A 26,401-nucleotide genomic window follows, 5' to 3' on the forward strand; every position below is an offset into this window, starting at 1 on the left:
TAATTATTATTTCTTTACTGGCTTTAACTTTGAAGCGCGCTCAATAACTTCCTTAGAAATATTCACAGCATCTGTTGCGTATACAACAGTTTCGCCGCGAACAACTAAATCAATACCGCGCTCTTTAGCAATACGGTCAATAGCTTCCTGAACAATACGGCCTAACTGAACCTCAGCCTCTCTCTGTTTCTTCTGTGAATCTTCCTGTAAAGCCTGAGCCTTAAGATCAAAATCTGATTTTAGTGAAGCCAGCTTACGGTGAATTTCAGTAGCTCTTGATTCTTTAGCTGTCTTTAATTCCTGCTCTAGCTTTACGCCCTGCTCCTGAATCTTATCTAATTCAGCCTTTCTTGGGCCAAACTCTTTCTGTAATTTCTCTGCTTCAATCTTAGCCTGAGGAAGCTCTGACATGATTAGTGGAACATTTACTACGGCGATTGAAAAATTGTGAGCATCGGCTGCAGCTGGAGCCTTATCTTCAGCAAATGAAACCTGAGTTAGCGCAAATGTAAGTGCAGTAGCAATTGCTAGTTTTTTTAACATCTTAATAATCTCCTCGTTTTAGAAGGTGCTACCTATATTGAAATTAAACTGTTGTGTATCGTCGCCTGAGTATTTCTTGATTGGCTTAGCAATGTCAAAGGATAGAGGTCCCATTGGAGACATCCATACTAAAGAAATACCGGCAGAGGTTCTGTACTTGCTTGGGGATGAGTAATCCACAGCATAGATTCCAGAACGTGAATCCCAAAGAGAACCGGCATCAAAGAAGAATGATGTTCTGATACTGTTCTTGTAAGCCTCGGCAATTAGAGGTGTTGGGAAAATAATTTCAGCAGAAACGGCCCAGAAAGCATTACCACCTATAGAGTTGCTTGATGGATAGTAGATTCCGTTTGGTAACATGTATAAGGCTTTTGGACCAATAGAATTACGCTTGAAACCTCTCAGCCACTCGGAACCACCTAAATTGAAGTTATCGAAGAATGGCATAATTTCCTTCATGCCGTTCTTACTTTTGTAACCATTACCATATCCTGCCCTACCTCTTACAGAGAAGATATAGTCTTTGTAATCATTCAGAGGGAAATAATGATAGGTTTCGGCAATTGCCTTGTAGTAATGAACATCTGAATTTGGAGTGGTAATCATTAATGACAGGATCTGCTTAGAACCGTCTGAAGGGAATACCTTCTGATTCAGAGAATTACGGGTTAAATCAACACCAGCCTTGTAGTTGATGAAATCAACAGCACTCTGTCCATCCTTTCCATACATATCAAAGAAAACTTGACCCTGCTGGAAATTAACGCCGTTATTCTGGATTCGTGCACGCTCAACACCCAGACTATAGTTAATAGATAGGGTCTCGGATAAAGGATATCCCAGATAACCAAAAGCACCAATGGTCTTGTTGGTATAGTCGACTACATTTGCATCCTTTGAGCCTTTATAGTGATCAAGGAATACTCGACCGCCCAGACTTACGTTATCAACAGTAAAGTAAGGATCAGTGTAGGAAACCTCCATGTGCTTACGGTATTTGTTCTCATAGGCACTGATTGTACCCTGAGTACCTAAACCGAACAGGTTGGACTGAGAAACACTAGCCTGAAGAGCCATACCAGAGTCAGTACCAAAACCGATACCACCGGAAATAGAACCAGTAGGTCTCTCTTTAATCTTGGTATTTACGTTTACGGTATCATCTGAACCGCCGACCTTCTCTGTGGTAAGTTCAGCACTTTCGAAGAATCCGGTTCTGTCCAGACGTTTCTTTGAAACGTCAAGAGCCTCGGATGACAGCCAAGAACCGTCCATCTGACGCAGCTCACGTCTGATCACGGTATCATCGGTGTTGTCGTTACCACTGATAAATACCTGAGATACATGAACACGCTTGCCTGGCATTACATTGAACTGAAGTTCAACTGTCTTATCCTTGTCGTTAAATACAGGGAAAGCCTTAACCTCAGTATTGGCGTAACCGTACTTACCTAGGATTGAAGCCAGAGTTTTCTCATTTTCTGTAATCTTACGCTGATTGTAGATTTCACCCTTTTCGATAGTTACACCCTGAGCAAGTTCATCGCCATACTTTAGGGTATCGCCTCTTACGGAAGTATCTGAAATCTTGTACTGATCTCCCTCATTGATGGCAATTGTCAGATAGATACCCTTCTTATCTGGTGTCAGTTCAACTGAGGTTGAATCAATCTTGAAGTTAACATAACCTCTGTCCATATAGAAGGACTTCAGAGACTCAAGGTCTGCACGGAACTTCTGTCCGTTGTACTTGGTGTTTCCCATGAAGTTCCACCAAGGCAACTCATCACGAAGTTCCATCTGGGCAAGCAGCACATCCTCAGGGAAAGAGTTGTTGCCCACAATGTTGATCTGCTGGATTTCAGCAGCTTTGCCTTCAATAATCTCAATCTTGATATCTGCACGGTTACGTGGCAGATGGGTAATCACAGCCTTTACAGAGGCCTGATACATACCGGATGAGTGGTAGAAATCCTCTAATGACTTTTCAATGGTATTTAAAGCCTGATTATTCAGGGGCTCACCGATTCTGATACCCTGATCCTCAATAACCTTCTGAAGATCATCCTTCTTGATATTTACGTTACCGGAGAAATCAATTGCTCCGACAGTAGGTCTTTCCTGAACAGTTACAATGAAAGTATTACCGTCACGAGACAGCTTAACCTCGTCAAATTCGCCCGTGGCATACAGTCTCTGCATAGAAAGAGCGGTATTTTCCTGTGACATTACGTCTCCTTCCTTAACCGGAAGAGCAAGTAATACAGCGCCTTTGGTTACACGGTTAAGTCCTCTTATCTGAATATCGCTGATAACAGGATCACCTGCTGCGAATGCAGCTGAAGACACACCTAATACTGATGCAACTGCAAGACTGAGGCTTGCTACTTTTATAGATAAATGAGATCTCATCTTAAAACCATTGTGTTTGTTTAGAAATTTATAAACCTTTTACGTCATTAAAGACTGCAAATACTGTCAGGGTCAGTAAAACCGCTGCGCCTATTGAAGTAAGAAAGGCCTGTGTCCTGGCACTAGGCTCTTTGTGCATAATTGCCTCATAGGCTAAAAATAAAAGCTGACCGCCATCCAAAACAGGAATCGGAATTAAATTCAGGATACCTAAGTTTACACTAATAGCAGCCAAAAAACTTATAAAGATAATCAAGCCGAACTGAGCACTTTCCTGAGCTCCTTTTGCTATGGCAATAGGCCCGGAAATGTTGTCTGCAGAGATACTTCCGTTAATCAGCTTATAGGCTGAAACAACAACCAGCTTTGACATGCCGGCCGCATCTATTAAGGCTTTTCCAAAAGCATCTATAGGTCCATATGATACCATACGGCTCAGACCTTCAAGAGGTTCCACTTTAGCTGCAACACCAACAAAAGGTCTTGGTTTCTTTGCTTTTGAGATATTTTTTAATTCTGGGACAACGATCGCACTGTATTTTACTCCGTCACGTTCAACCACAAGTTCCATTGGTCTGCAGTCGGAATCGGCGATCATCTCCTGAATTCGGAACCAGGAATCAACTTCCTGACCGTCAATCAATACAATTTTATCACCAACTTTAAGTCCTGCTTTATCCGCAGGAGAATTTTTAACAACCGCCCCCAGAGTATTGGTGATATTTCCGTAGCAAATCTTGAGTCCAAGAACATCTAAAGGAGACTCGTTTCTGTTGAGTGTAAAATTCTTTAAGGATAGAGGCAGAGTTCGGGCTGCACCTTTTCCCATATCGGATTTGACAACAACATCCAGGATCTTGTTTGAGCCGGTATATTCAACCAGGGTATAAACAAAATCTGACCAGGTCTCAATGCTCTTGCCTTCAACAGAATCAATGCGGTCAAAAGTCTTAAAGCCAGCATCCTGAGCAATCGACATAGGAGTAACGTCGCCTACCACGGCATAACGTTCGACAATACCTGACATATTGACGATGGTAAAAAGGATAACCGCCAGAGCAATATTGAAAAAAGGACCGGCAAAAATGATTATGGCTCTCTGCCATACAGGCTTTGCCTTAAAGGAATCAGGTGGCAGAGCTTCATCTGAAGACATCAGCTTGTCACCCTGAACCGGATTATTCTCGCCTTCCATCTTGACGTAACCGCCCAGTGGAATTGCACTTACAGCATATTCACAGCCGTCTTTTCCGGTTTTTTTATAAATAACAGGACCAAAGCCCAGCGAAAAACGCAGGACCTTAACCTTACAGGCACGAGCAGCCAGAAAATGACCAAGCTCATGAATGGTAACCAGTATTCCCAGAGCTAACAGGAAGTAAAAGATACCACCTATAAAGTTAACCATTAGCTAACTCCTTTACAGCCTTAAGAGCAATCTCTCTTGACTGAGAATCAGCATTCATAACCTCATCAACACTCTTAAGTTCAGGAGAACCGAAGGTATTTAAAACATTCTCTACAACGACTGCGATATCGGTATATCTGATTTTTTCCTTAAGGAAGGCATCTACCGCAATTTCATTTGCAGCATTAAGTGCTGTGGTTGCCCCCTGTCCGCTTACACTGGCCTGCATAGCAAGCTTCAGGCAAGGATATCTGTCATAATCAGGAGCTCTGAAGGTAAGCTCACCAAGCTTTTCAAAATCAAGCGGAGCAACACCGGATTCAATTCGCTCAGGGAATCCCATCGCAACAGCAATCGGAGTTCTCATGTCTGGCTGGCCCATCTGTGCTAAAACCGCACCGTCAGTATAGGCAACCATGGAATGAATAACAGACTGAGGATGGATTACAACCTTGATATCTTCGTCAGTTGCATTGAACAGGTAACGAGCCTCAATAAACTCCAGTCCCTTGTTCATCATGGTGGCAGAGTCCACAGAAATCTTAGGACCCATTGACCATACAGGATGAGAGACTGCCTGTTTTGGTGTTACAGAAGGCAGCTCAGGTAATGGAGTATCTCTGAATGGACCGCCGGAACCGGTTAAAAGAATCTTTGAAACATTGGCCTTCTTTAAGTCACAGAAGCCCAGATTGGTCTGAAGCTCATATGGAAGGCACTGGAAAATTGCACTGTGCTCACTATCTACAGGAAGAATCTTGGCACCGTATTTTTTGGCCTCTTCAAAGAAAATCTTACCAGACATCACCAAAGATTCTTTATTAGCAAGAGCCACAATACATCCCGTCTTTACAGCAGCAAGAATCGGTTTAAGTCCGGCAGCACCGACAATGGCAGCCACCACTATCTCAGAGGCACCGTCACCGGATAAATCCTCTACACCTTTCTGGCCTTCTAAAACCTCAGCAAACAGGTTCTGCTTCTTAAGCTCCTCCTGCAGTTTCTTGCATGCAAGAGTGTCCGCAAGAGCAACTCTCTGAGGCTTGAATTCACGGATAATCTCGATGGTTTTCTCAACAGATGAATTGGCAACAATACCGTGAAGCCTGAATTCATCCTTGTGACGTCTTATCACATCAAGGGTTGAAGTACCGATTGAACCGGTAGCACCTAAAAGAGTAACACTTTTCATTAACGTAACTCTCCGCTAATCAACCAGATAAAGGTTAAAAATACAGGAATTGCAGCAAGCTGTGAATCAATACGATCAAGCATACCGCCATGGCCTGGGAAGATTTTTCCTGAATCCTTGATACCAACGATTCTCTTAAGCATACTCTCCACCAGATCACCGATTACAGAGAACACAATTGCAGCGATACAGGCACAGGTTAGAGCAAACTTGTTTTCTGCATACTGGCCGAACCAGCCTAGCTGCATGAAAATGTACATGCCGATAAGAGCGGTAACCAGACCGCCAACAAGACCTTCAACAGTCTTTTTAGGACTTACATTAGGAAGCATCTTGTGCTTGCCCAGGAAATAACCGGTAAAGTAGGCACCAGAATCAGCACACCAGACCAGAGCCATTACACTTAAAACCAGAAGAGAGCCTGCAAGATTATTAGTTGCATACTCGCTGGCTCTGAGAATCAAAAGACCAATCAGGAAAGGAACCAGCAGCAGAATACCGATAATGGTATTTAAAACAATATTCTTATGCCAGCCGGTATTCTCAGGATATTTTATCAATAAAGGTAAACATCCAATCCAGACAATCATACCGGAAACAGTTAGATACTGAGCGGTTGATGGAATGCCTGTATTGATAAAATTTCCAGGATTACCAACAGCAATAAATGACAGAACTGCACAGACGCATGAAATCAGAAGAAAAGGGATCCTGCTCTTGTAGCCTAACAGAGGTCCCATCTCATAAGCACCTACAGCATACATAAACAGACAGCCCATGGCATAAATCGCATAATCTGCCTTAAACAGCCATGCAAGTACTGCAACTATCAGGACAACAGCTGTACAGATTCTTGTAAACATTATTGATTATCCTTTTTTTGTACCTGAGCAGAAGTCATGCCGAAACGGCGCTCTCTGCTGTTGAAAAAAGTAAAGGCCTGAATTAAATCTTCTTTGCCAAAATCCGGCCACAGAGTATCTGAGAAAAACATTTCCGCATAGGCTGACTGCCATAGAAGGAAGTTTGAGATTCTCTGCTCTCCGCCAGTTCTAATCATCAGATCAACATTTGAGATAATATTAAGCTGCTCAGTAAACAGATCCTCAGTCAGAGAATCAATATCCACTGACTCCTCAGTGCAGGAGTGCATAAGCTTTTTACATGCCTGAAGAATATCCCAGCGTCCGCCGTAATTTGCGGCAATGTTGAGCTTCATGACATCACAGTCGGCTGTCAGTTTTTCAAGCTTTTTAATCTGAGTCTGAAGAATTTTTGGAAAACGGGAAATATCGCCTGCAATTCTGGTACGGATTCCGTTTTCTAAAAGATTTTTGCTTTCTTTGCGGATAGCCTGGACGAATAAAGTCATAAGGGCATTAACTTCCATGGAAGGACGTTTCCAGTTCTCACTAGAAAATGCAAAAAGAGTTAATTCCTTAACTCCCATCTTTGCACATTCAGTGATAACTCGTCTAACAGCATTAGCACCCTCTTGATGACCACTTACTCGCTGTTTTCCACGAGATTGTGCCCATCGACCATTTCCATCCATAATTATGGCTAAATGACGAGGAGCGGTTAAGCTCCCCGGAGTATTTGGACTAATCGGCATACAGATGAATTAAATTTCCATCAACTCTTTCTGTTTTGCTGCCAGAAGATCATCAGCCTTCTTGATTGAAGCGTCAGTTAGCTTCTGGATTTTTTCTTCTGCAGAACGCTGCTCATCCTCAGAAATCTCTTTGTTCTTCTGAAGATCTTTTACTTCTGCATTAGCATCACGGCGGATGTTACGAATTTCAACCTTAGACTGCTCTACTTCGTTCTTAACAATCTTAACCAGCTCTTTACGACGCTCTTCGGTTAGTGGAGGTAGAGGTACACGGATTTCAACACCTGCAACAACAGGATTTAATCCTAATTCTGACTGCTGAATTGCTTTTTCTACAGCCTTGATAGCGTTTCTATCGAATACGCTTAACTTAAGGGTACGAGCATCTTCAACATTGATCTGTGCTACCTGACGTAATGGGGTCTGGCTGCCGTAGTAATCAACCATAATGCCGTCAAGTAAAGCTGGCTGAGCACGTCCAGTACGAATCTTTGAAAGACGTACATCTAAAGACTCAACAGCCTTGTTCATACGAGATTCTGCGTTTTTATGAACGTCATTTAACATTTATATAAACTCCTTAATCGCTAACCACAGTTCCTTCGGCTTCACCAATTGCAGCCTTATCAAATGCACCTGGTTTGTTCATAGAGAATACTCTAATTGGCATGTGATGTTCACGTGCTAATGCAAAAGCAGTGAGGTCCATCACTTCTAATTGCTTAGAAATTACCTCATCAAAGGTTAGAGCATCAAATTTGGTAGCATTTTTGTCTTTTACAGGATCTGCCGTGTAAATACCATCAACCTTGGTAGCTTTTAAAACTTCAGAGCATTGAAGTTCAATTGCTCGTAAAACAGCAGCTGTATCAGTTGTAAAGAAAGGAGAACCAGTACCACCGGCAACAATCAGGCTGTAGCCCTGATTTAACAGGTCTCGACCTTCAGTTGCACTGTACTGAGCTGTAATGGATGGAATTCCGTATGCACTCATAAGTACACACTTACCGCCCTGAGACTTTAATTCCTCTCTCATTGCAAGTCCGTTCATGATAGTTGCAAGCATACCCATCTGGTCACCTGAAACTCTGTCGAAACCTGCTTTCTGTAATGCAGCTCCGCGGAAAATATTTCCGCCACCAATTACCAATACGGTCTGAACACCCTTTTTCTGAACTTCTCTGATTGCCTTGGCAGTCTGAGATAGAACAGCAGGATCAATTCCAAAACCGGTATCTCCACTTAAGGCTTCACCTGAAATCTTAAGTAGAATTCTACGAACGTTACTTTTCTGCTCCGAAGACATTATTTGTTTACTCCGCCAAATTACTTCTGTGCGGCTGCAACCTGAGCCTGAACCTCAGCTGCGAAATCAACAACCTGCTTCTCGATTCCCTCGCCAACCTCTAGACGAACGAATGAAACAGCGTCAGCGCTCTTCTCTTTCAGCATCTGACCAACGGTAACTTCTGGGTTCATAACGAACTGCTGACCGGTTAGAGAAACTTCACCGGTGAACTTCTTCATACGGCCTTCAACCATCTTCTCAGCGATGTTCTGTGGCTTGCCTGAGTTCATAGCGATCTCGATCTGAACCTGACGCTCGTGCTCAACAACATCTGCTGATACGTCTTCTGGCTTAACGAACTGTGGCTTAGCAGCACAAACGTGCATTGCAACGTGCTTAGCAGTCTCAGTATCGCCACCCTTCAGAACAACTGCAACACCGATGCGCTTGTTTGAGTGAACGTATAGACCAACAGTCTCATCAGCATTTGCGTTAACTAATGAAACACGACGAACCTGTAGGTTCTCACCGATCTTAGCAACTAAAGCGGTTAAAGCCTCAGCAACAGTCTGACCATCTAACTGAGCGTTCTTTAAAGCCTCAACGTCAGAAATGCTGTTTGCAAGAGCAACGTCAGCAACCTTCTGAGCAAACTCAACGAACTCTGCATTCTTTGCGCAGAAGTCGGTCTCTGAGTTAACTTCAACTAAAGCAATCTTGTTGCCGTCCTGAGCAACAGTGATGATACCTTCAGCAGCAGTACGACCAGCCTTCTTAGCAGCCTTAGCAGCACCGCTCTTACGCATTGCGTCAATAGCAGCCTGCATGTTGCCGTCAGCAGCAACTAAAGCCTTCTTACAGTCCATCATACCTGCGCCAGTAGCGTCACGTAGTTCTTTAACCATAGCAGCGGTTACGGTAGCCATGTTTTATTCCTCTTAAATCTGTAAAAGGCCGGATAAAACCGGCCTTATAAAAGTTCACGTAAACTATGGCGCATCACGCGTCATAGCATCTAGATCTATATTAAAGATCCAATCAAACTTATTCAGCCTTTGCAGCTTCTTCGCTAGCAGCTTCAGCTACTTCAGCCTTTTCCTGAGTTACAACCTGTGCACGAGCAGCGTTGATGGTCTCAACAGCGCCCTTTAGGTATAAATCAACAGCACGGATTGCGTCGTCGTTACCAGGAATTACGTAGTTTACGCCGTCTGGGTTTGAGTTAGTATCAACGATAGCAACAACAGGAATACCTAGGTTGTTAGCCTCTTTGATAGCGATGTGCTCTACTTCAGCATCGATTACGAATAATGCGTCTGGTAGACCACCCATATCCTTGATACCGCCTAATGAACGGTTTAACTTCTCAAGCTCACGGGTACGTAGTAATGCTTCTTTCTTGGTTAACTTGTCGAAAGTGCCATCCTGAGTCTGAGCCTCTAATTCCTTTAGACGCTTGATTGACTGACGAACGGTCTTCCAGTTGGTTAACATACCGCCTAACCAACGGTGATCAACATAGTACTGACCACATGCGGTTGCTGCAGGACCTACTTTATCGCTTGCTGCGCGCTTGGTACCAACGAATAGAACCTTGCCCTTGTGAGCAACAGTGCTGCTCAGGAAGTTCAATGCTGACTCGTAGCACTCAACGGTCTTCTCTAGGTTGATGATGTGAATGCCGTTGCGAGCACCAAAGATGTACTGCTTCATTTTTGGATTCCAGTAACGAGTTTGGTGACCGAAGTGAACGCCAGCCTGTAGCATATCGCGCATAGTGATGGTAGACATATTAAATATCCTCTAAATTAGGGTTAAGCCTCCACTGTTCCGCCTGACTAACCATATAATGGCACCCAGTCATGGACGTTGACAAACAGTGTGCGTTTTCTAAAAAAAATAAAAACCATACTCACTGAGTATTAAGTTACCTTTCATGTACCCACACAAAAGGCACGTTATTTTATCATGTTTTTAAAAATAATTTGAAAAATTTTTATCCTTAAAATTCAATTTGGTATTTCCAGAAATACAAATCTGGCTCTCTTTTACGCTAAAATCATGACAAAGCTATACCTTATAAATATGAGATAAAAAAATGCAGTACCCCAACACAGTGCAGGCAACCTTTCTTGAACGCCCAAACCGCTTTATTGCAAAAGTGCTTTTAAACGGAAAGACAGAAACCGTCCATGTCAAAAATACCGGTCGCTGCAGAGAGCTTCTCCTGCCTCACTCTAAAGTTGTGCTGACAAAATCTGATAATCCCGAGCGTAAGACTCAATATGATCTTATTGCCGTTGAAAAAGCAGGTCTCGGACTTGTAAATATCGACAGTCAGGCTCCTAATGCTCTTATGAAAGAGTGGCTTACAGGAAAATTCGATGTGATAAAGCCAGAGTACAGCTACGGCAACTCCAGAATCGATTTCTATCTTGAAAAAGGTGCCCAGAAATATCTTGTTGAGGTTAAAGGCTGTACTCTTGAAGAGGACGGTATAGGATACTTTCCGGACGCACCTACGCAGCGAGGTGTAAAACATATATATGAACTGATTGATGCTCAAAAGCGAGGATATATATGTGCTCTGGCCTTTGTCATTCAGATGCAAAAGGTTACAGAAGTACGACCTAACGGCAGAATTCATCCAGAATTTGAAAAAGCTTTCAGGGATGCCATCAAGGCAGGAGTTAGAATCTGGTTTCTAGGCTGCAGTATACAGGAGAATGCTCTTATTCCAGATCCGAACCGCACAAAAGTAGAGTTTTAGTCGGAATATGCGATAATACTCCGAACGAAAAAGAATTAGAGGTGAACACATGGATATTACCCTATTAGGAACAGGAAATGCCTTTACTACAGAAGTCTACAACACCTGTTTTTTACTGAAGGATTCAAACGGCAACTTTCTGGTTGACGCCGGCGGCGGCAACACCATCATGCGTCAGCTGAAACACGCTGGTACAGACTGGAAACAGGTTAACGATATATTCGTAACCCACACTCATATTGATCATATTATCGGCATGGTCTGGCTGACCCGTCTTATCTGCCAGAAATCCCGTGAAAAAGTCTTTGACGGAGTAGTTCGCGTATACGGTCATGATGAAGTAATCAAAACTATTTACGATCTGGCAAAGATGCTGCTTTTAGAGAAAGATTTCAAATTTGTCGGCAAGTCTCTGCTGCTGATTCCGGTTACAGACAGAGAAACCGTAAAAATCTGCAGCCACGACGTAACCTTCTTTGATATCCATTCCACCAAAACCAAACAGTTCGGTTTCTCTCTTGACGGCAAGAAACTTGTCTGCTGCGGAGATGAGCCTTGCAATGATTCAATAAAGGATCTGGCAAGAGATGCCGAGTGGCTGATGCACGAAGCCTTCTGTCTGTACTCTCAGGCAGATATCTTCAAGCCATATGAGAAACATCACTCAACAGTTAAAGACGCCTGTGAACTGGCAACTGAGCTTAACGTAAAGAACATCATCCTCTACCATACTGAAGAGAAGAACATCAAAAACAGAAAAGAGCTTTATCTTGAGGAAGGAAGACAGTATTTCAACGGCAATATCTTTGTTCCTAAGGATCTGGAAACCATTTCCATGTAGAATCTTTTTTTTCTCACAAGCCTTCAGTGCAGTCTGTTCTGAAGGCTTTTTCTTACATTCCTATCAGAGTTCACAAAAGAGAATATTCAAGGCTGTATACAGGTGCGATTTTTGTTCAATAGCCCTCTAATTTCATGCATCTAAAGCCAAATAATACTATAATGAACCGAATATTTTGTAAGGAATCAACAATGAACATCTCTTTAAAAAGTCCAAGTGAAATTGAAAAAATGCGTATTGTGGGCGCAGCAACCGCCCGTGTTCTTGAAATGATCGAACCATATATCGTTCCAGGCGTTACCACCAACGAGCTGGACAAGATTATGAACGACTATATAGAGCAGGTAGAAAACGCAAAGAGTGCTGATTTAGGATATCAGGGCTACCCAAAAGCCACCTGTATCAGTATCAATGAGGTGGTATGTCACGGAATTCCTGACAATCACAAATTAAGAGAAGGTGACATCGTAAACATTGATGTTACAGTTCTAAAAGACAAGTACCACGGTGACAGCTCCAGAATGTACATCGTAGGTAAAACCTCTCCAAGAAATGAAGCTTTATGCAAATGTGCTCAGGAAGGCATGTACGAGGCTATCAAGACTGTTCGTCCTGGTTCAAATCTGGCTGATATCGGAGCAGCAATTCAGAAGGTTGCTGACAAGGCAGGCTTCTCTATCGTAAGAGACTACTGCGGTCACGGTATCGGAGCAGGCTTCCATGAGGAACCTCAGGTTGTTCACTACAAGAACAATTACAACCTGCTTTTAGAGGAAGGCATGTGCTTTACCATTGAACCTATGATCAACGCGGGTACTCACAAGGTCAAGGTAAACAGAAAAGACGGCTGGACAGTTACAACCGCAGACAAGCAGCCTTCAGCACAGTACGAGCACACCCTGCTGGTTATTCCAAACGGTGTTGAAGTTCTTACCTTAAGAAAGGATGAGGATTTCCCAAGAATAATTACTCACTAGTAAGTAGCTGTTAATGTTCGAATCAATAACTATTCCAAGAAAAATCAATGAAGAAAAACTAAAGGAAGTTTTTCCATTTTCCTTCTCCGGCATCGATGTTAATGACATCAAGAAAGCCAGAGAAAGAGTTTCCCTGTTTGAACTCTATCAGATCGAGTGTTTCAAAAAGGGCTTTGATATCCGAGAAATCATCAGAAATTCATCCGATATCATCGATGAACTGATGACAATCATCTGGAATAGTTTTATTGGAGAGAACTCCCCTCACCTGGCACTTATAGCTGTTGGCGGCTATGGCCGACGAGAACAGTTTTTAAGATCAGATATTGATCTTCTGATCTTGAGCAATGAAGATCAGATCGATGCTGAATCCAAAAGCAAAATTGAATCCTTTATTTCTTTTCTCTGGGATTTAAGACTTGATATCGGCTCCTCTGTCAGAACCATCAAAGAAACAATTCTTGCCTCACGCAACGACATCACCATTCGCTCAAACCTTCTGGAAACTCACTTTATTGCAGGAGCAACAGAGGTTTATGATGATCTGAAAAAATCCATTGATACAGATGGATTCTGGGATAACGAGAAGTTTTTCCTGGCTAAATATGATGAGCAGAATGAAAGATATCACAGCTTCAGAGATACAATCTTTTCACTGGAGCCTGATATTAAAAACAATCCAGGCGGACTCCGTGATCTTCAGGTGATGCAGTGGCTGTCACTCAAGATCCTGAACGCTAAGGAAACAGATACACTGTTCTCAGTAGGACTTCTGTCCAAATCTGAATATAACGAGTATCTGGCCTGTCAGAGATTTCTCTTTGATGTCAGATATGCGGTTCACTGCAACTCCAACAGCAATATCCTAAGACTGGATTTCCAGAAGACCGTTTCCTCAATGCTGGGCTACGGTGAAGAAGGAAATTCTCCTGTTGAAGCCATGATGCGTGATCTTTACAGAACCTTCCACCGTGTAAAGGAACTCAATCATATTGTTCTGCAGCTCATTCAGCTACAGACCCATGGCTATGTAGGCAGAGACTATGCTGAACCAGTATTTATCAACAGAGACTTTGTTCAGCGCGGACACTATATCGATGTTCTCGACCCTGAGCTTTTCAAAAGCAATCCTACCAAGATCCTGGAACTGTTTGTTACCATTGCTACCAGGCCTAATATCGAGAAGATTCATGTTAACTGTCTACGTGCCCTAAGAGAAGGAAGACGAGAACTCAAAGAGCCTCTGATTACCATTCCTGAGTGCCGCTATCGTCTTAAAACCATTCTTTCAATGACCGACAGTGCCTATAAGATTCTTAATCTTATGCATGAAACACGTGTACTCTCAAGCTATATGCCTCAGTGGGCAAGAATTGAGGGGCTAGCCCAGTTTGACCGTTTCCACCTCTTCAGTGTGGATGAGCACTCTATTCGTGTTATCAAGAATGTTAATGAGCTGTCCCAATCAAAACTTCCAGAATACCAGCTCTTCAGAAGCGTCTACAAAAGAATCAATGATCACGAGCTCTTAATCACAGCATCTCTTCTGCACGATATCGCCAAAGGTCGTGGCGGAAGTCATGCTGCCAAGGGAGCAAAAGAAGCAGAGCAGTTCTGCCGTCTGCATGATTTTTCCGAATATCAGACCCAGATGGTTAGATGGCTGGTAGAATCACATCTGCAGCTGAATACCACCGCTACCCGTCGTGATATTACGGATATCGAGGTCATCAAGAATTTCTGCTATTTCGTCAAAGACGAAGAGCATCTAAACCAGCTCTACTGTCTGACAGTTGCAGATATCTCCGCAACCAATGAGAATGTTTGGAATTCCTGGAAGGATAACATCTTCAGACAGCTATACCAGTCAGTAAGATTTGCCTTAAGTCAGGAAAGCTCCGATATTGCAGCAAGTATCAAGACCAAGGCGCTGGATAAGCAGAAGACTGTTATGTCCCTGCTGCAGGAAGACTGCAACAAGGCAGACCTTCTAAGATACATAAGGCAGCTGCCTATCGAATACTTCATGCACTATCAGCCAGAAGATATCTCCTGGCATCTTAAGAATATCTTAAGATATGATTCTGCAAATAAACCTTTACTGCTGTTTTCACAGAATCCAAACATCGGTACAGAACTGTTTATCTATTCACAGAACAATTCGCCAATGCTGTTTGGCAATATTGCCAAGACCATGGCCTCAAAACAGCTTAATGTGGTAAGTGCACAGGTTTTCCTAACCAACAAGCTTCATGTTCTGTGTACCATCATGTTCCAGAATAAGCAGGGAATGCCGATTGATACTGAGAGACTCAATGGTCTTAGAAAGACCATTCTCAGCAAGATTGATGATACCTCAACCGAATTTGTCCTGCCAAAAGAAAAAACAGAGCGCAAGATTTTCGATGTACCTACCAGAATCATGTATCTGGATTCTGAAACTGATAAGCAGACAAAACTTGAAATCTCCACTCTGGACAGACACGGTCTGCTTGCTAGAATCGGCCTGACCTTTGCAAAACTTGGCTACCAGATAAGCGCAGCCAGAATCACCACTACCGGTGAAAGAGCAGATGACTACTTTGCTATCACCGATATCAACGGCCTGCCACTTTCTCTGATTCAGAAGAATGAGCTTTCATTAGAGCTGAAAGCTGCACTGGATAAAATCTAATTAGAAATGATTATTCTGGAATGATGATGTCATCGTCGATGACATCTTCGTCCTGATCAGGTTCGATCACGTCAGGAGTAGTAAGTTTGTTCTGCTCTAAAGTGAAACGCTTACCTGCTGAATCGGTACCTTCAAATTCCTCATCATCAGATAACTGAGGGAACTCTTCCCTGTCATAAGGGAAATTAAGAATAGCATTGGTCTGAACCACACAGGCAATAGCCTTGGCAAATTCAGCTCTCCACAGAGGAATGATATTTCTCTGTACAAGATCTTTCAGGTACTCTTCAAGGTTGTGGTAGTAATCAAGCCACAGCTCATTTAAGGCATTCAGCTTGCTGCCATCCTTATCAGAGGCATTGGTTATTGAATCCAGACGATTGTTAAACTCTTTGGTATAGGTGCTGTAGGCCTTGTGCTGTTCATAACCGCAGATATCAGCATCACGACTTGAGATACACTCACGCAGCAGGAAATAGTCTCCAAAGCCGTAAAGCTTGAATAAAGACATTATTGTCAGAGCCAGATTAGCCTGAGGATGCTCGCCCACCGCGTCATCAATGCCATCAGTGTAGAACTGAGATGCTGCCCAGTTAGAGGCAAACTTGTTCCAAGAGTCCACCACATTCTGATACAGCTTGCTGTTCAGAGGAGATGTCCTCATATAATCATTGAAGCCCTTAATGCAGTCCTCTGAAGCAAAGAAGAACTGATCACCACCGCTGCCCTCAAAGAAGGAGCACTGTGTCTCTAGTGGTTCAGTGGTTACAGGTCTGCCGTTTGTGCCCTGGTGGAACATGTTCTCAGGCAGGATCTTAAGTCCAGTTGGTTTTCCGGCCAGATTCCAGACTCTGAGCATCATTTCTCTGTAAACAACAGGTCTTACGGCCTGAGCCTGATGAATAGAAGGAAGAGCAGAAACCAGCTGACGGTAGAAATCCTGCCAGGTCTTTAAAGCCTTCTCTACAGCATTTACAGCAGATACTGAACCTTTTACTCTTCGATACAGTACAGATGAGTACTTTAAAAGCTCCATCTCGTATCTGTTATCAATATCGTAAATCAGAGTGGTTGGATCATCTGTGTATTTCTTTACTGAATAATAGCTGCTTGGAAATTCTCTGATGTGATTCTTTCCAACCAGAGAATAAAGAATCAAATACCATTCCTTATCGCTGGCGGTTACAGGAAGATCTAATGCTGAATAAGGACATAGTGCTACAGCTTCATTCCAGTTTTTAACATACTGCTGGAAGATTGAATTCTTGTCCTTAAAAATCTTATAAACATAAGATAAAGGACCAACACCTTCCTTCTTATAGAATCTGTCTAAGGCAAGCTTACAGGATTTTGTAGGATTAAATTTAAAGTAGCCTGGCATTACTGCTGTAGTACAGAGATCATCAATATCATCAATCTGAACATTTCTGTACTGATCTCTTGGCCATAGCAGAGATGACAGTAAAGGGTAATTACACTTAAAGCCGTTTCCTAAACACAGAGCAGTACATTCAGAGGCTACATTTCTGATGGTCATATCTGCGCCATGCATATTTACTTCAATAGTTGCAGGGATCTTCAGATAATCAGCGTCATCCTTGTCAAAGGATAAGGTCATCTTTGAGGAATCAGGAATGGAGAGCATCAGACTCTCATCAATCTGAATATCCATGCTGTTTCCAGAAACTTCAGCATAAGCCTCAACTTCATTATCGTCTGTCTTGATAATCACCTTGATAACAGAGTCTGAATCAAGTTTTTCTGGAAGTAAAAGAGTAAAGCGGTAGGAATTGGAAGAATCTTTAGTACAGAGAACAGCCTGTAACTGAGTGTTTCCTTCGGTATTTACAAATGCACTTATCTCGGTTTCGTTATTTGGATAGGTTAACTCTCCAGCTTCCCAGATATTAGCAGCCTGAGATACCTGGATTGTTCCAGTTAATAACAGAAAAGATAAGTAAGAAAGAAACCTCATATGAATATGTATTTGCGTTAATTTTCAATGTTCAGCAGAGATTATATTACTATTGAAAACGTTTATATACCTTAATCAGAAAAAAATCCCTTTTTGGTGATAGGAAACAATGAACAGCCTATGTTTAATATAAGAAAAAGTAGATTTTTCAGCAGGATAAGTTGTTGTATAAGTAGTTATACATGTAGTTAATTTTTTATTAAAGTATCAATCAAACCTTTAATAGTTAACTCAGATCAAAAAGACATCATCTCGTCCCTGGGCTAAAGATTTAATATCATCAGTAAAACCATTGATACTGAATATAACGTAAATTGTCTTTCTCGAAGCCTTGTGCCATTCAACAAATGTAGTTTTCTGCTCAAGTTGATACAATATATTCGATCCAACTGGCCCCTTCCAGAATTTACATTCACCAACAACCATTAAATCATCCTTCTCAGAAAGACCTACAACATCTATCTCATGAGAATTATCCCACCATCGACCAACCCGCTCTAATATACCTGGGAATAATCCTTTTGCAGAAAGATTCCATAGCTTTTCCTGACAGATCTGTTCATAAACATAACTTACATGTCCATCTACAAAATTTTTGGAAAGAAGGTTTAAAACAACATCACTATGAGACATTTCTAAATAACTACGGTTTGGATAAATAAACTTAAACCAGAATCGTAAGAAATTATCTCGTATCTGATACTGACCTTTTTTGCTTTTATCAGGATTCTTTTCAGTAACAGGAACTTCTCTTTCCAAAAGGTCGAGATCAATAAGCACATTTAAATAACGAGGAAGATTCGTCTGTTTCTGTTGAACCAATCCTGCTATATTGGAAATTTTATGATTTCCTTCCGCTATAACTCTTAAAATCGAAAAATAGCTACCAATATCGCTTACTTCCTTCTGTAAAAGAAAATTTGGCTCATCAAACAAAAAGCTTGAAACATTCAATAAGCTATTTTTAATAGCATTCTGTAAGTCAGAGGAATTTTGAAACATTTCAATATATTTTGGGACACCACCTGTGAGGCTATAACGTTTTACAAGTTCCTCTTCAGAATAGTTGTTGTCAAAAAACTCTTTATAATATTCAAAGTTGATAGGACGAAGGCGAATTTGTGCAGTTCTTCTTCCGTACAGAGGAGCATCATAATTAAGAGTTTGGGACATCATCATTGAAACTAAAGAGCCACACAAAATGACCATAACGTTTTCTTTTGATAAAAGATTATCCCATACACGTTGAAATACAGACAAAAATGCAGGATTATTCTTTCCAATATATTGAAACTCGTCAATTACTATTACAATTCTCTGCGAATTAGAAGACGAAACTAACTTTTCAAATATCAAATCCCAACGCTCTACTACAGCTTCTCGTAAAAGTTCATCATTTAGATAATCAGCAACCTGTCTTTTAAAAGCCTCACGATTCATCGCTTCAGACTCTTCGGTTGCTAGAAAATATATTGCGGATTTATCCTTAATAAAATGTCGTATTAGCTCAGTCTTACCAACTCTTCTGCGACCATAAACTACAACGAAAGATGCCCCATCTCTTCTATATTCATTATCCAAAGTATCCATTTCGTTCAGTCTATCAACGAATTTCATAGAGCACCTCTTAAATAATATATCTATAATTATTATATTTTAGAATATAATATTTTCAAGTATAATATTTCAAAATATAATATTAAATCAAATAAACTAAAGGCCCAGGATTTTACCCCTGAGCCTTGTTTCAAATTGCTTTAAAGCAACTGTGATTATTAACCACCGAAGTTATCGAATAGGATATTCTCGTCTTCAACACCCAGTGAATGTAACATATCAACAGCTGACTTAGACATCATTGGAGGTCCGCACATGTAGTACTCACAATCCTCAGGATTCTTGTGATCACGTAAGTACTGCTCATACAGAACGTTAGCAATAAAGCCTGTTAAACCAGTCCAGTGATCTTCTGGCTGAGGATCAGACAGAGCTAAATGCCATGTGAAGTTTGGATGTTCCTTAGCTAACTGATCAAACTCGTCAGCATAGAAAACTTCGTTCAATGAACGTGCACCATACCAGAATGACATCTTGCGCTTTGAATTCAATCTCTTTAACTGATCGAAAATGTGTGAACGCATAGGAGCCATACCAGCACCACCACCGATGAATACCATTTCATTGTCGGTATCGCGAGCGAAGAACTCACCGAATGGACCAGAAATAGTAACCTTATCACCAGGCTTCAAGCTCCAGATGTATGAAGACATGATTCCTGGAGGAGCTGATGGATTGCCAAATGGAGGTGTAGCAATACGAACATTCAGCATAATCAGACCTTTCTCACCTGGGTAGTTAGCCATTGAGTAAGCTCTGATGGTTGGATGATCAACCTTTGAAACCAGCTTATCAAAACCGAAGTGCTTGAAAGCACCGATGAACTGAGGCTCAATATCGAAATCTGCATACTTAACAGTATGAGCAGGAGCTTCGATCTGAATATAACCACCAGCACGGAATGGAACTTCCTCACCCTCTGGAATACGTAAGCGCAGCTCTTTAATGAAGGTAGCAACGTTGTGGTTAGAAATAACCTCACATTCCCACTTCTTAACACCGAATACCTCAGGAGGTAACTCAATCTTACAGTCATTCTTAACTGTAACCTGACATGCTAAACGCCAGCCTTCCTTAATCTCTCTCTTTGAGAAGTGAGAGTACTCGATAGGCAGAACGTTACCACCACCTTCAGTAACCTTAACTTTACACTGACCGCAAGCACCACGACCACCACAAGCAGAAGAAACGAAAATGCCCTTCTCAGATAGATCGTTTAGAAGCTTGCCGCCTGCAGGACACTTCATGTCCAGCTTTGGATCGTCATTAACACCAATGGTGATGTCACCTGACTGAACCAGGAACTTTCTTGCTACAAGAATCAATGCTACCAGAACAACAACGATAGCAACGAACATTGCAACACCAGATACGATTGTAAACATGAATCCCCCTTATAACTGAATACCAGAGAAGGACATGAAGGCAACAGCCATCAGACCTGCTGTGATAAAGGTTAGAGGTAAACCACGCAGACCGCCTGGAGCATTAGCATACTTAAGCTTCTCGTTAATAGCAGCTAAGATGATAATAGCAAGAGCCCATGAGGAACCAGAACCTAAAGCGTATACAACTGATTCGGTGAAGGTATATTCACGCTGTACCATGAATGATACACCAGCGAAGATAACGCAGTTTACGGTAATCAGAGGCAGGAAGATACCCAGAGCAGCGTACAGTGAAGGTACGTATTTATCCAGGAAGATTTCCAGAATCTGAACTAAGGCTGCGATAACACCGATGTAGGTAATGAAGCTTAGGAATGAAAGATCAAGACCTACTACAAGTGCATCTGGCTTCAGGATGTAAGTATTGATTAAGTTATTAACAGGAACTGCTAACAGCTGAACCATAATAACGGCTGCACCTAAACCTGCAGAAGTGGTAACTTTCTTGGAAACTGCCAAGAAGGTACACATACCCAGGAAGAAGGCAAGAGCCATGTTTTCAACGAAAACACTCTTAATAAAGAGGGATAGATAATGTTCTAACATTATTAGTAATCCTCCCTGTGAGTATCGTACTCAAGAGGTTCCTGAAGATCTTTACGGAATGACTTAACACCCCAGATTAGAAGACCTAATAGGAAGAATGAGCATGGTGGCATTACTAACAGTCCGCATGGAACATACCAGCCTCCGTTGTTAACGGACTCTAATACGGTCATACCAAACCAAGTGCCAGCACCGAATAATTCACGGATAGTTGCAACAACGCATAGAACCAGCATATAGCCTAAACCATTTCCAAGACCATCTAATAGTGATGGAAGAGGAGCTGACTTAAGAGCGAAACCTTCGGTTCTACCCATAACGATACAGTTGGTAATAATCAGACCAACATACACTGATAGCTGCTTTGACAGATCGTAAGCGAAAGCTTTCAGAATCTGGTCAACCAGAATAACCAGTGATGCGATAACTGTCATCTGAGCAATAATACGTACTGAGTTAGGGATGTAATTGCGTACGATTGAAATAGCAAGGTTTGCTAATGAACATACAGCAGTTACAGATAAACCCATAACAAAAGCAGTCTTCATGCTAGAGGTAACAGCTAGAGAAGAACAGATACCTAAGATCTGAATCATTACAGGGTTATTTGCAATGATTGGAGTTAGGAATATCTCCTTTAGACTTGGACCCTTACTCATTTACAATGATCTCCCCTTTGCTTAGTTTCTCTAAGAATGGTTTGTAAGCGTCACCCAACCAGAAAGCAGCAGTCTTATCTACGCCAACTGAAGTTAAGGTTGCGCCTGACAGAGCATCAATTTCATGATTCTTATCAGCAGCATTCTTAACAATATGGAACTTGTACTCGCCGTTCTCATTGGTTAACTTCTTATCAACCCATTGTGCCTGCCAGCGTGGGTTATCAATCTCACCACCTAAACCTGGAGTCTCACCGTGTGAGTAGAAGGTAACACCTAGGATGGTGTTAGCATCAACAGGAGATAGTGCAACATAACCATATACGGTAGACCATAGAGCCTGACCATAGAAAGGAAGAATTACACGGGCAACCTTGCCGTTTTCATCCTTTGCGAAGTAAACAGGCATGTACTTAGCACGGCTTAAGATACCTGCAACATCACGGTCCTTAGGAATCTTAACTGATGAAGCTGGCTTCTTTGCTAATGAAGCGAAGTTGTAGCCCTCGATCTGAGAAGCAGGAACAACGTCATCTGCAAGAGAACCGGTTTCAACATCAATCAGATGTGATTCGATATGCTCTTTGAAGGTTTTGGCAACTGAGCCTTTAACCTCAAAGCCAGAAACCTTCAGGATATTAACCTGACGGTCATTTGCTACAGCTGCAGCCTTGAACGGATCTAGTGCAACAACAGCAGATGAAACCAGCACTGAGCATACCAAGCAGAAGGTAACAATGATAACAAAGGTACCTAATACTGAGTCTTTATTAAGCTTTGACACGGGCAGCTCTCCTCTTAATATCGCGTGAAGTTGCTAGGTAGTCAAACAGAGGTGCCCAGCAGTTTGCGAACAGAATAGCAAGCATCATACCTTCTGGATAAGCTGGATTTACGGTACGGATTAGGATAACCATTACACCAATCAGTACACCAAATGCCCACTTACCTTTGTTGGTGAATGAACTTGATACAGGATCGGTTGCCATAAATACAGTACCAAAGGCAAAACCACCTAAAACAGCGTGCCATGCGAATGGCATTGAGAACATGTTATTGGTTACTGAACCAATTGAGTTGAACAATGTAGCTGTCAGGAATGCGCCGATTAGGATACCAGCCATAATGCGGAATGAAGCAACACCGGTTGCAAGGATGATAGCAGCACCAACAAGAATCATTAGTGTTGAACCTTCACCGATTGAACCTGGGATATTACCTAGGAATGCGTCCATCCAGTTGATTGCATTACCAGCTGCGTCAACTAATGCCTTTTCACCGCCTGAAGCCCACTGAGCTAGAGGAGTAGCACCTGAGAAGCCATCTACTGGAATCCAGCAGTTGGTACCAGAAATTGAAGCAGGATATGCGAAGAATAGGAAAGCACGACCGCATAGAGCAGGGTTTACGAAGTTTCTACCAGTACCACCGAATACTTCTTTACCGATTAGAACACCGAAAGAAATACCTAAAGCAGCCTGCCATAATGGCATGGTTGGTGGAACAACCAGAGCGAACACGATAGAAGTTACGAAGAAACCTTCGTTAATTTCATGGTGACGAACCAGGCAGAATAGAACTTCCCAGAAACCGCCTACAGCGAATACAACGATGTAAATTGGAAGGAAGTAAACCGCACCAATTACCATCTTTGAATACAGACCGGCATCAGCACCTAGAGAAGCACCGAATAACTGTGCGATAGCATAGTGCCAGTCACCGCTGAACAGGCTGTAGCTCTGTGAAACGATATCCATAGCATTTGGCAGTGAGGCAATAGCGGTTACTGTCTGATTACCAATGTTATAGAAACCCCAGAACATAGCAGGGAAAACTGCGAACCAAACGATAATCATGATACGCTTGAATTCAGCGAAATCACGAACGTGGGTTCTGCCAGTTGTTACACGGCCTGAACTGTATAAGAAAGTGAAAGTACCCTCATATAAAGGATAGAACCATGATAATAGTCCACCTTTAGTAAATAGAAGGGAGAATTTCTTTAATGCATCTAATAACACTTATTAACCCTCCACTTCGATCTTGGTTAAGCTTCTGCGAAGCATTGGACCGAAGTCATTTTTGCCTGGGCAAACATAAGTAGCCAATGCAATATCTTCTTCAGAAAATTCAAGAATACCTAAAAGCTTAGCCTGGTCGGTATCGTTCATATCGATAGCTCTACATAACATAATAGCTTCTACATCATATGGAGCAAGAACCTTCTCGTAACAGCCGATAGGTAGGATTGAACGAGGGCCGCCATTTAAAGCGGTATTGAAAATGTAAGAACTTGGTTTGATAAAGTTTGCAAGGAAAGCGCGGGTTGCTGAGTGACGACGTGCACCTAGACCCATCCAGTTTGCAAGGAAGAACTCGTTGTTCTTGCCTTCTTCCAGAAGAGCGATTCCCTGGTGATATCTACCCATGTATGCATATGGACCAACTGCGATGTTACCCCATAGAACAGTTCCAGAAATTACGCGAACGCCTGAAGCTGATGGTAGGATTTCATCTGCAACTAATTCAGCAGTTGATGCACCCATCAGGGTCTTTACTAAACGAGGATTCTTAGCCTGAGGACCAGCAATTGAAATAACGCGAGCGTTATACAGTTCACCTTCAACAAACAGGTGACCGATTGCGATCACATCCTGATAGCCGATATGCCATACAGTCTTGGTTTCTGAAACAGGATCAAGGTTGTGGATGTGAACACCAGCTAAACCTGCTGGATGCTGACCTACGAAGGTTTCCTCTTGTACATTTGGAAGGTTTACAGAAGGAAGCTCATAAGCGCCCTTACATACGTATACCTTGAAATCGCCTATGCGGCTTAATACCTTAAGACCATCAGCGAAAGCCTGAGCTTCTGCATCGATGATTACTTTAGGATCAGCAGCAAGAGGATTGGTATCCATAGCTGTGACGAAAATAGAATGAGGTAATGAGCCGATTACAGGTACCTTGTCAAAAGGACGAGTACGGAATGCTGTCCACATACCAGACTCAACAAGCTCATCAACAACTTCTTTTGAGGACAGGCCTAACAGATTGTCAGAGGAAGTTTTCTTAAACTCAACACTCTCACCGTTAGGATCTACTTCAATTACTAAAGACTGGAAAGCGCGACGCTCGCCTCTGTTAACAGCTACAACTGTACCTGCTGCAGGAGCGGTGAAACGGGTTCCAGGATTTTTCTTATCTTCAAAGAGAACCTGACCTTTCTTGACTTTCTGACCAGCTTCAACAGCCATTGATGGACGAAGACCAATGTAATCAGTGCCGATTAAAGCAACATGCTTTACCTGTGGTCCCTCATTCACCGACTGTTCAGGCTTGCCGCCAATAGGCAGATCCAATCCTTTTTTGATGTTAATCATAGACGGTTCCAATAAATTTAATTAAGGAGACTTATCCTAGTTACCTACATGCCGATGACATAAAAAAACATGATCTTTTTTTATTAAAAAAAATCACATTTTCTATGCAGACAAGTGTTCGCAATGATTTTAGCATTTATGGGACGTGTTTTCCATTTTAGATACTAATTAAATAACTTTTAATCTTAAATGTTAGATTTAGGTCTAAAAGTGAAAACAATTTTCCTTTCAAAAAACTAAATAAGAATGCTCTCTTTAATTCTCCATTGACTTTTTTGCATTTTGACCTCGGTAATAAAAAAAAAGAGATTTACCTCACCAAAACAGTACAGAAAAATAGAAAAAAAGAGAATTTCGACTGTATTAATATTGTGTGATTCTCAGTAGAGTTTTGCTGCAGCACAGATCTGGTCAAATATTTACCACATGGTGGAGCTGTTAGCTGTAATTATTTATTCAGGCAGGGATCACATAATTTACAATACCTTTAATATTTGTAGTGCAATTTTGTTTAAACGATTTATACTTAAACTGTGCACATTATTTTATACAGCTGAATAATATTCAATTTACCCGGGGAGTATAAATGACAAACATGGATGCCTACAGGGCCTTTTTAGCAGAAGTAAAAAAGAACACAGGAATAGCTGCTTTCGAGCCTGATGAGGAAGGGCTGGTATCACTCAATGTGGATGAGAAATACAATATCAATCTGCAGCTGATTGAGGATACCTATATAGTGACAGCTCGGATGTCAATCATTTTGTAAAACTTTTTGACTAGCGCTGTCCCTTGCCGAACTTTAATCATAACTTATTGTTTAATCAGGCATTGTTTGTCTGATTTTTATTCATTTCCAGACAATAAAAATATATTGGAAGCTAATCCAATTATATCTTCGGTTAGGATCAATTGCCTATAGGCAGGATCAATCTTTCTGCTATAAATTTTCCTTCTTAAGGTAACGCATCCTGTATTTTGAACCATTTACTTTCGGTCTATTACCTACAACAAATGAATTTCTATAATCATGAGTCAGAGCTATTTCTC

23 protein-coding genes are annotated in these 26,401 nt (G+C 41.8%); 5 read left to right on the forward strand and 18 right to left on the reverse strand.

Going from position 1 to position 26,401, the window contains the following annotated elements; all coding sequences use genetic code 11:
* Window positions 1-6 precede the first annotated feature (6 nt).
* The 10 genes from BM308_RS03285 to rpsB all read right to left on the reverse strand — a co-directional run bounded on the left by BM308_RS03285 (window position 7) and on the right by rpsB (window position 10,252).
* Window positions 7-543 (reverse strand): OmpH/Skp family outer membrane protein, encoded by a 537-nt coding sequence (locus BM308_RS03285; protein WP_074942863.1) that lies wholly within the window; start codon window positions 541-543, stop codon window positions 7-9.
* 18 nt (window positions 544-561) lie between these two features.
* Window positions 562-2,958, reverse strand: coding sequence for an outer membrane protein assembly factor BamA (gene bamA, locus BM308_RS03290; RefSeq protein WP_074942864.1), 2,397 nt, complete (start codon window positions 2,956-2,958; stop codon window positions 562-564).
* 28 nt (window positions 2,959-2,986) lie between these two features.
* The gene (rseP, locus tag BM308_RS03295; protein ID WP_074942865.1) at window positions 2,987-4,366 is read right to left on the reverse strand and encodes an RIP metalloprotease RseP; all 1,380 of its coding nucleotides are present in this window, start codon (window positions 4,364-4,366) and stop codon (window positions 2,987-2,989) included.
* The gene (gene ispC, locus BM308_RS03300; RefSeq protein ID WP_074942866.1) at window positions 4,359-5,558 is read right to left on the reverse strand and encodes a 1-deoxy-D-xylulose-5-phosphate reductoisomerase; all 1,200 of its coding nucleotides are present in this window, start codon (window positions 5,556-5,558) and stop codon (window positions 4,359-4,361) included. The genes rseP and ispC overlap by 8 nt, the downstream gene beginning before the upstream one ends.
* Window positions 5,558-6,421, reverse strand: coding sequence for a phosphatidate cytidylyltransferase (locus BM308_RS03305; RefSeq protein WP_074942867.1), 864 nt, complete (start codon window positions 6,419-6,421; stop codon window positions 5,558-5,560). Before BM308_RS03305 ends, ispC begins: the two co-directional genes overlap by 1 nt.
* Window positions 6,421-7,173 (reverse strand): polyprenyl diphosphate synthase, encoded by a 753-nt coding sequence (gene uppS / locus BM308_RS03310; protein WP_074942868.1) that lies wholly within the window; start codon window positions 7,171-7,173, stop codon window positions 6,421-6,423. Before uppS ends, BM308_RS03305 begins: the two co-directional genes overlap by 1 nt.
* Before the next feature lie 9 nt (window positions 7,174-7,182).
* Window positions 7,183-7,740 carry a ribosome recycling factor gene (gene frr, locus BM308_RS03315; protein WP_074942869.1) on the reverse strand — a complete coding sequence of 186 codons (558 nt, stop codon included), beginning with the start codon at window positions 7,738-7,740 and terminating at the stop codon, window positions 7,183-7,185.
* Between the two features lie 13 nt (window positions 7,741-7,753).
* Window positions 7,754-8,479, reverse strand: a complete 726-nt coding sequence (pyrH, locus tag BM308_RS03320) for a UMP kinase (RefSeq protein ID WP_074942870.1) — start codon at window positions 8,477-8,479, stop codon at window positions 7,754-7,756.
* A gap of 20 nt (window positions 8,480-8,499) precedes the next feature.
* Window positions 8,500-9,387, reverse strand: coding sequence for a translation elongation factor Ts (gene tsf / locus BM308_RS03325; RefSeq protein WP_074942871.1), 888 nt, complete (start codon window positions 9,385-9,387; stop codon window positions 8,500-8,502).
* Window positions 9,388-9,505: 118 nt separating this feature from the next.
* Window positions 9,506-10,252, reverse strand: a complete 747-nt coding sequence (gene rpsB, locus BM308_RS03330; RefSeq protein ID WP_074942872.1) for a 30S ribosomal protein S2 — start codon at window positions 10,250-10,252, stop codon at window positions 9,506-9,508.
* 307 nt (window positions 10,253-10,559) lie between these two features.
* Here rpsB and sfsA point away from each other — a divergent pair, with 307 nt between their 5' ends.
* From sfsA to glnD, 4 genes are all read left to right on the forward strand, one after another.
* The gene (gene sfsA, locus BM308_RS03335; RefSeq protein WP_074942873.1) at window positions 10,560-11,231 is read left to right on the forward strand and encodes a DNA/RNA nuclease SfsA; all 672 of its coding nucleotides are present in this window, start codon (window positions 10,560-10,562) and stop codon (window positions 11,229-11,231) included.
* A gap of 49 nt (window positions 11,232-11,280) precedes the next feature.
* Window positions 11,281-12,072, forward strand: a complete 792-nt coding sequence (locus BM308_RS03340; RefSeq protein WP_074942874.1) for an MBL fold metallo-hydrolase — start codon at window positions 11,281-11,283, stop codon at window positions 12,070-12,072.
* Between the two features lie 191 nt (window positions 12,073-12,263).
* Window positions 12,264-13,049: a type I methionyl aminopeptidase gene (gene map, locus BM308_RS03345; RefSeq protein ID WP_074942875.1), complete on the forward strand. Its 786-nt coding sequence runs from the start codon at window positions 12,264-12,266 to the stop codon at window positions 13,047-13,049.
* A 13-nt stretch (window positions 13,050-13,062) separates the two neighbouring features.
* A complete protein-coding gene (gene glnD, locus BM308_RS03350; protein ID WP_083425421.1) occupies window positions 13,063-15,723 on the forward strand; it encodes a [protein-PII] uridylyltransferase in 2,661 nt (886 codons plus the stop codon).
* Between the two features lie 10 nt (window positions 15,724-15,733).
* On the opposite strand, the gene BM308_RS03355 is transcribed toward glnD, so the two are convergent.
* From BM308_RS03355 to BM308_RS03390, 8 genes are all read right to left on the reverse strand, one after another.
* On the reverse strand, window positions 15,734-17,698 hold the full coding sequence (locus tag BM308_RS03355) for a hypothetical protein (RefSeq protein WP_074942876.1): 1,965 nt from the start codon (window positions 17,696-17,698) through the stop codon (window positions 15,734-15,736).
* A gap of 231 nt (window positions 17,699-17,929) precedes the next feature.
* Complete coding sequence (locus BM308_RS03360) at window positions 17,930-19,315, reverse strand: ATP-binding protein (protein WP_074942877.1); 1,386 nt, start codon at window positions 19,313-19,315, stop codon at window positions 17,930-17,932.
* A 158-nt stretch (window positions 19,316-19,473) separates the two neighbouring features.
* Window positions 19,474-20,700: an NADH:ubiquinone reductase (Na(+)-transporting) subunit F gene (gene nqrF, locus BM308_RS03365; protein ID WP_074942878.1), complete on the reverse strand. Its 1,227-nt coding sequence runs from the start codon at window positions 20,698-20,700 to the stop codon at window positions 19,474-19,476.
* A 9-nt stretch (window positions 20,701-20,709) separates the two neighbouring features.
* The gene (gene nqrE, locus BM308_RS03370; RefSeq protein WP_074942879.1) at window positions 20,710-21,309 is read right to left on the reverse strand and encodes an NADH:ubiquinone reductase (Na(+)-transporting) subunit E; all 600 of its coding nucleotides are present in this window, start codon (window positions 21,307-21,309) and stop codon (window positions 20,710-20,712) included.
* 2 nt (window positions 21,310-21,311) lie between these two features.
* Window positions 21,312-21,968 carry an NADH:ubiquinone reductase (Na(+)-transporting) subunit D gene (locus BM308_RS03375; protein WP_031491364.1) on the reverse strand — a complete coding sequence of 219 codons (657 nt, stop codon included), beginning with the start codon at window positions 21,966-21,968 and terminating at the stop codon, window positions 21,312-21,314.
* Window positions 21,961-22,752: a Na(+)-translocating NADH-quinone reductase subunit C gene (locus tag BM308_RS03380; protein WP_074942880.1), complete on the reverse strand. Its 792-nt coding sequence runs from the start codon at window positions 22,750-22,752 to the stop codon at window positions 21,961-21,963. The genes BM308_RS03375 and BM308_RS03380 overlap by 8 nt, the downstream gene beginning before the upstream one ends.
* Window positions 22,739-23,989: an NADH:ubiquinone reductase (Na(+)-transporting) subunit B gene (locus BM308_RS03385; protein ID WP_074942881.1), complete on the reverse strand. Its 1,251-nt coding sequence runs from the start codon at window positions 23,987-23,989 to the stop codon at window positions 22,739-22,741. The genes BM308_RS03380 and BM308_RS03385 overlap by 14 nt, the downstream gene beginning before the upstream one ends.
* Before the next feature lie 3 nt (window positions 23,990-23,992).
* Window positions 23,993-25,351, reverse strand: a complete 1,359-nt coding sequence (locus BM308_RS03390) for a Na(+)-translocating NADH-quinone reductase subunit A (RefSeq protein WP_074942882.1) — start codon at window positions 25,349-25,351, stop codon at window positions 23,993-23,995.
* A gap of 586 nt (window positions 25,352-25,937) precedes the next feature.
* Here BM308_RS03390 and BM308_RS03395 point away from each other — a divergent pair.
* Entirely contained in the window at window positions 25,938-26,120 is a 183-nt protein-coding gene (locus tag BM308_RS03395; protein WP_074942883.1) for a type III secretion system chaperone, read from the forward strand.
* Window positions 26,121-26,401 lie beyond the last annotated feature (281 nt).

The organism is Succinivibrio dextrinosolvens (assembly GCF_900116345.1).
Taxonomy (GTDB): Bacteria; Pseudomonadota; Gammaproteobacteria; order Enterobacterales; family Succinivibrionaceae; genus Succinivibrio; species Succinivibrio dextrinosolvens_B.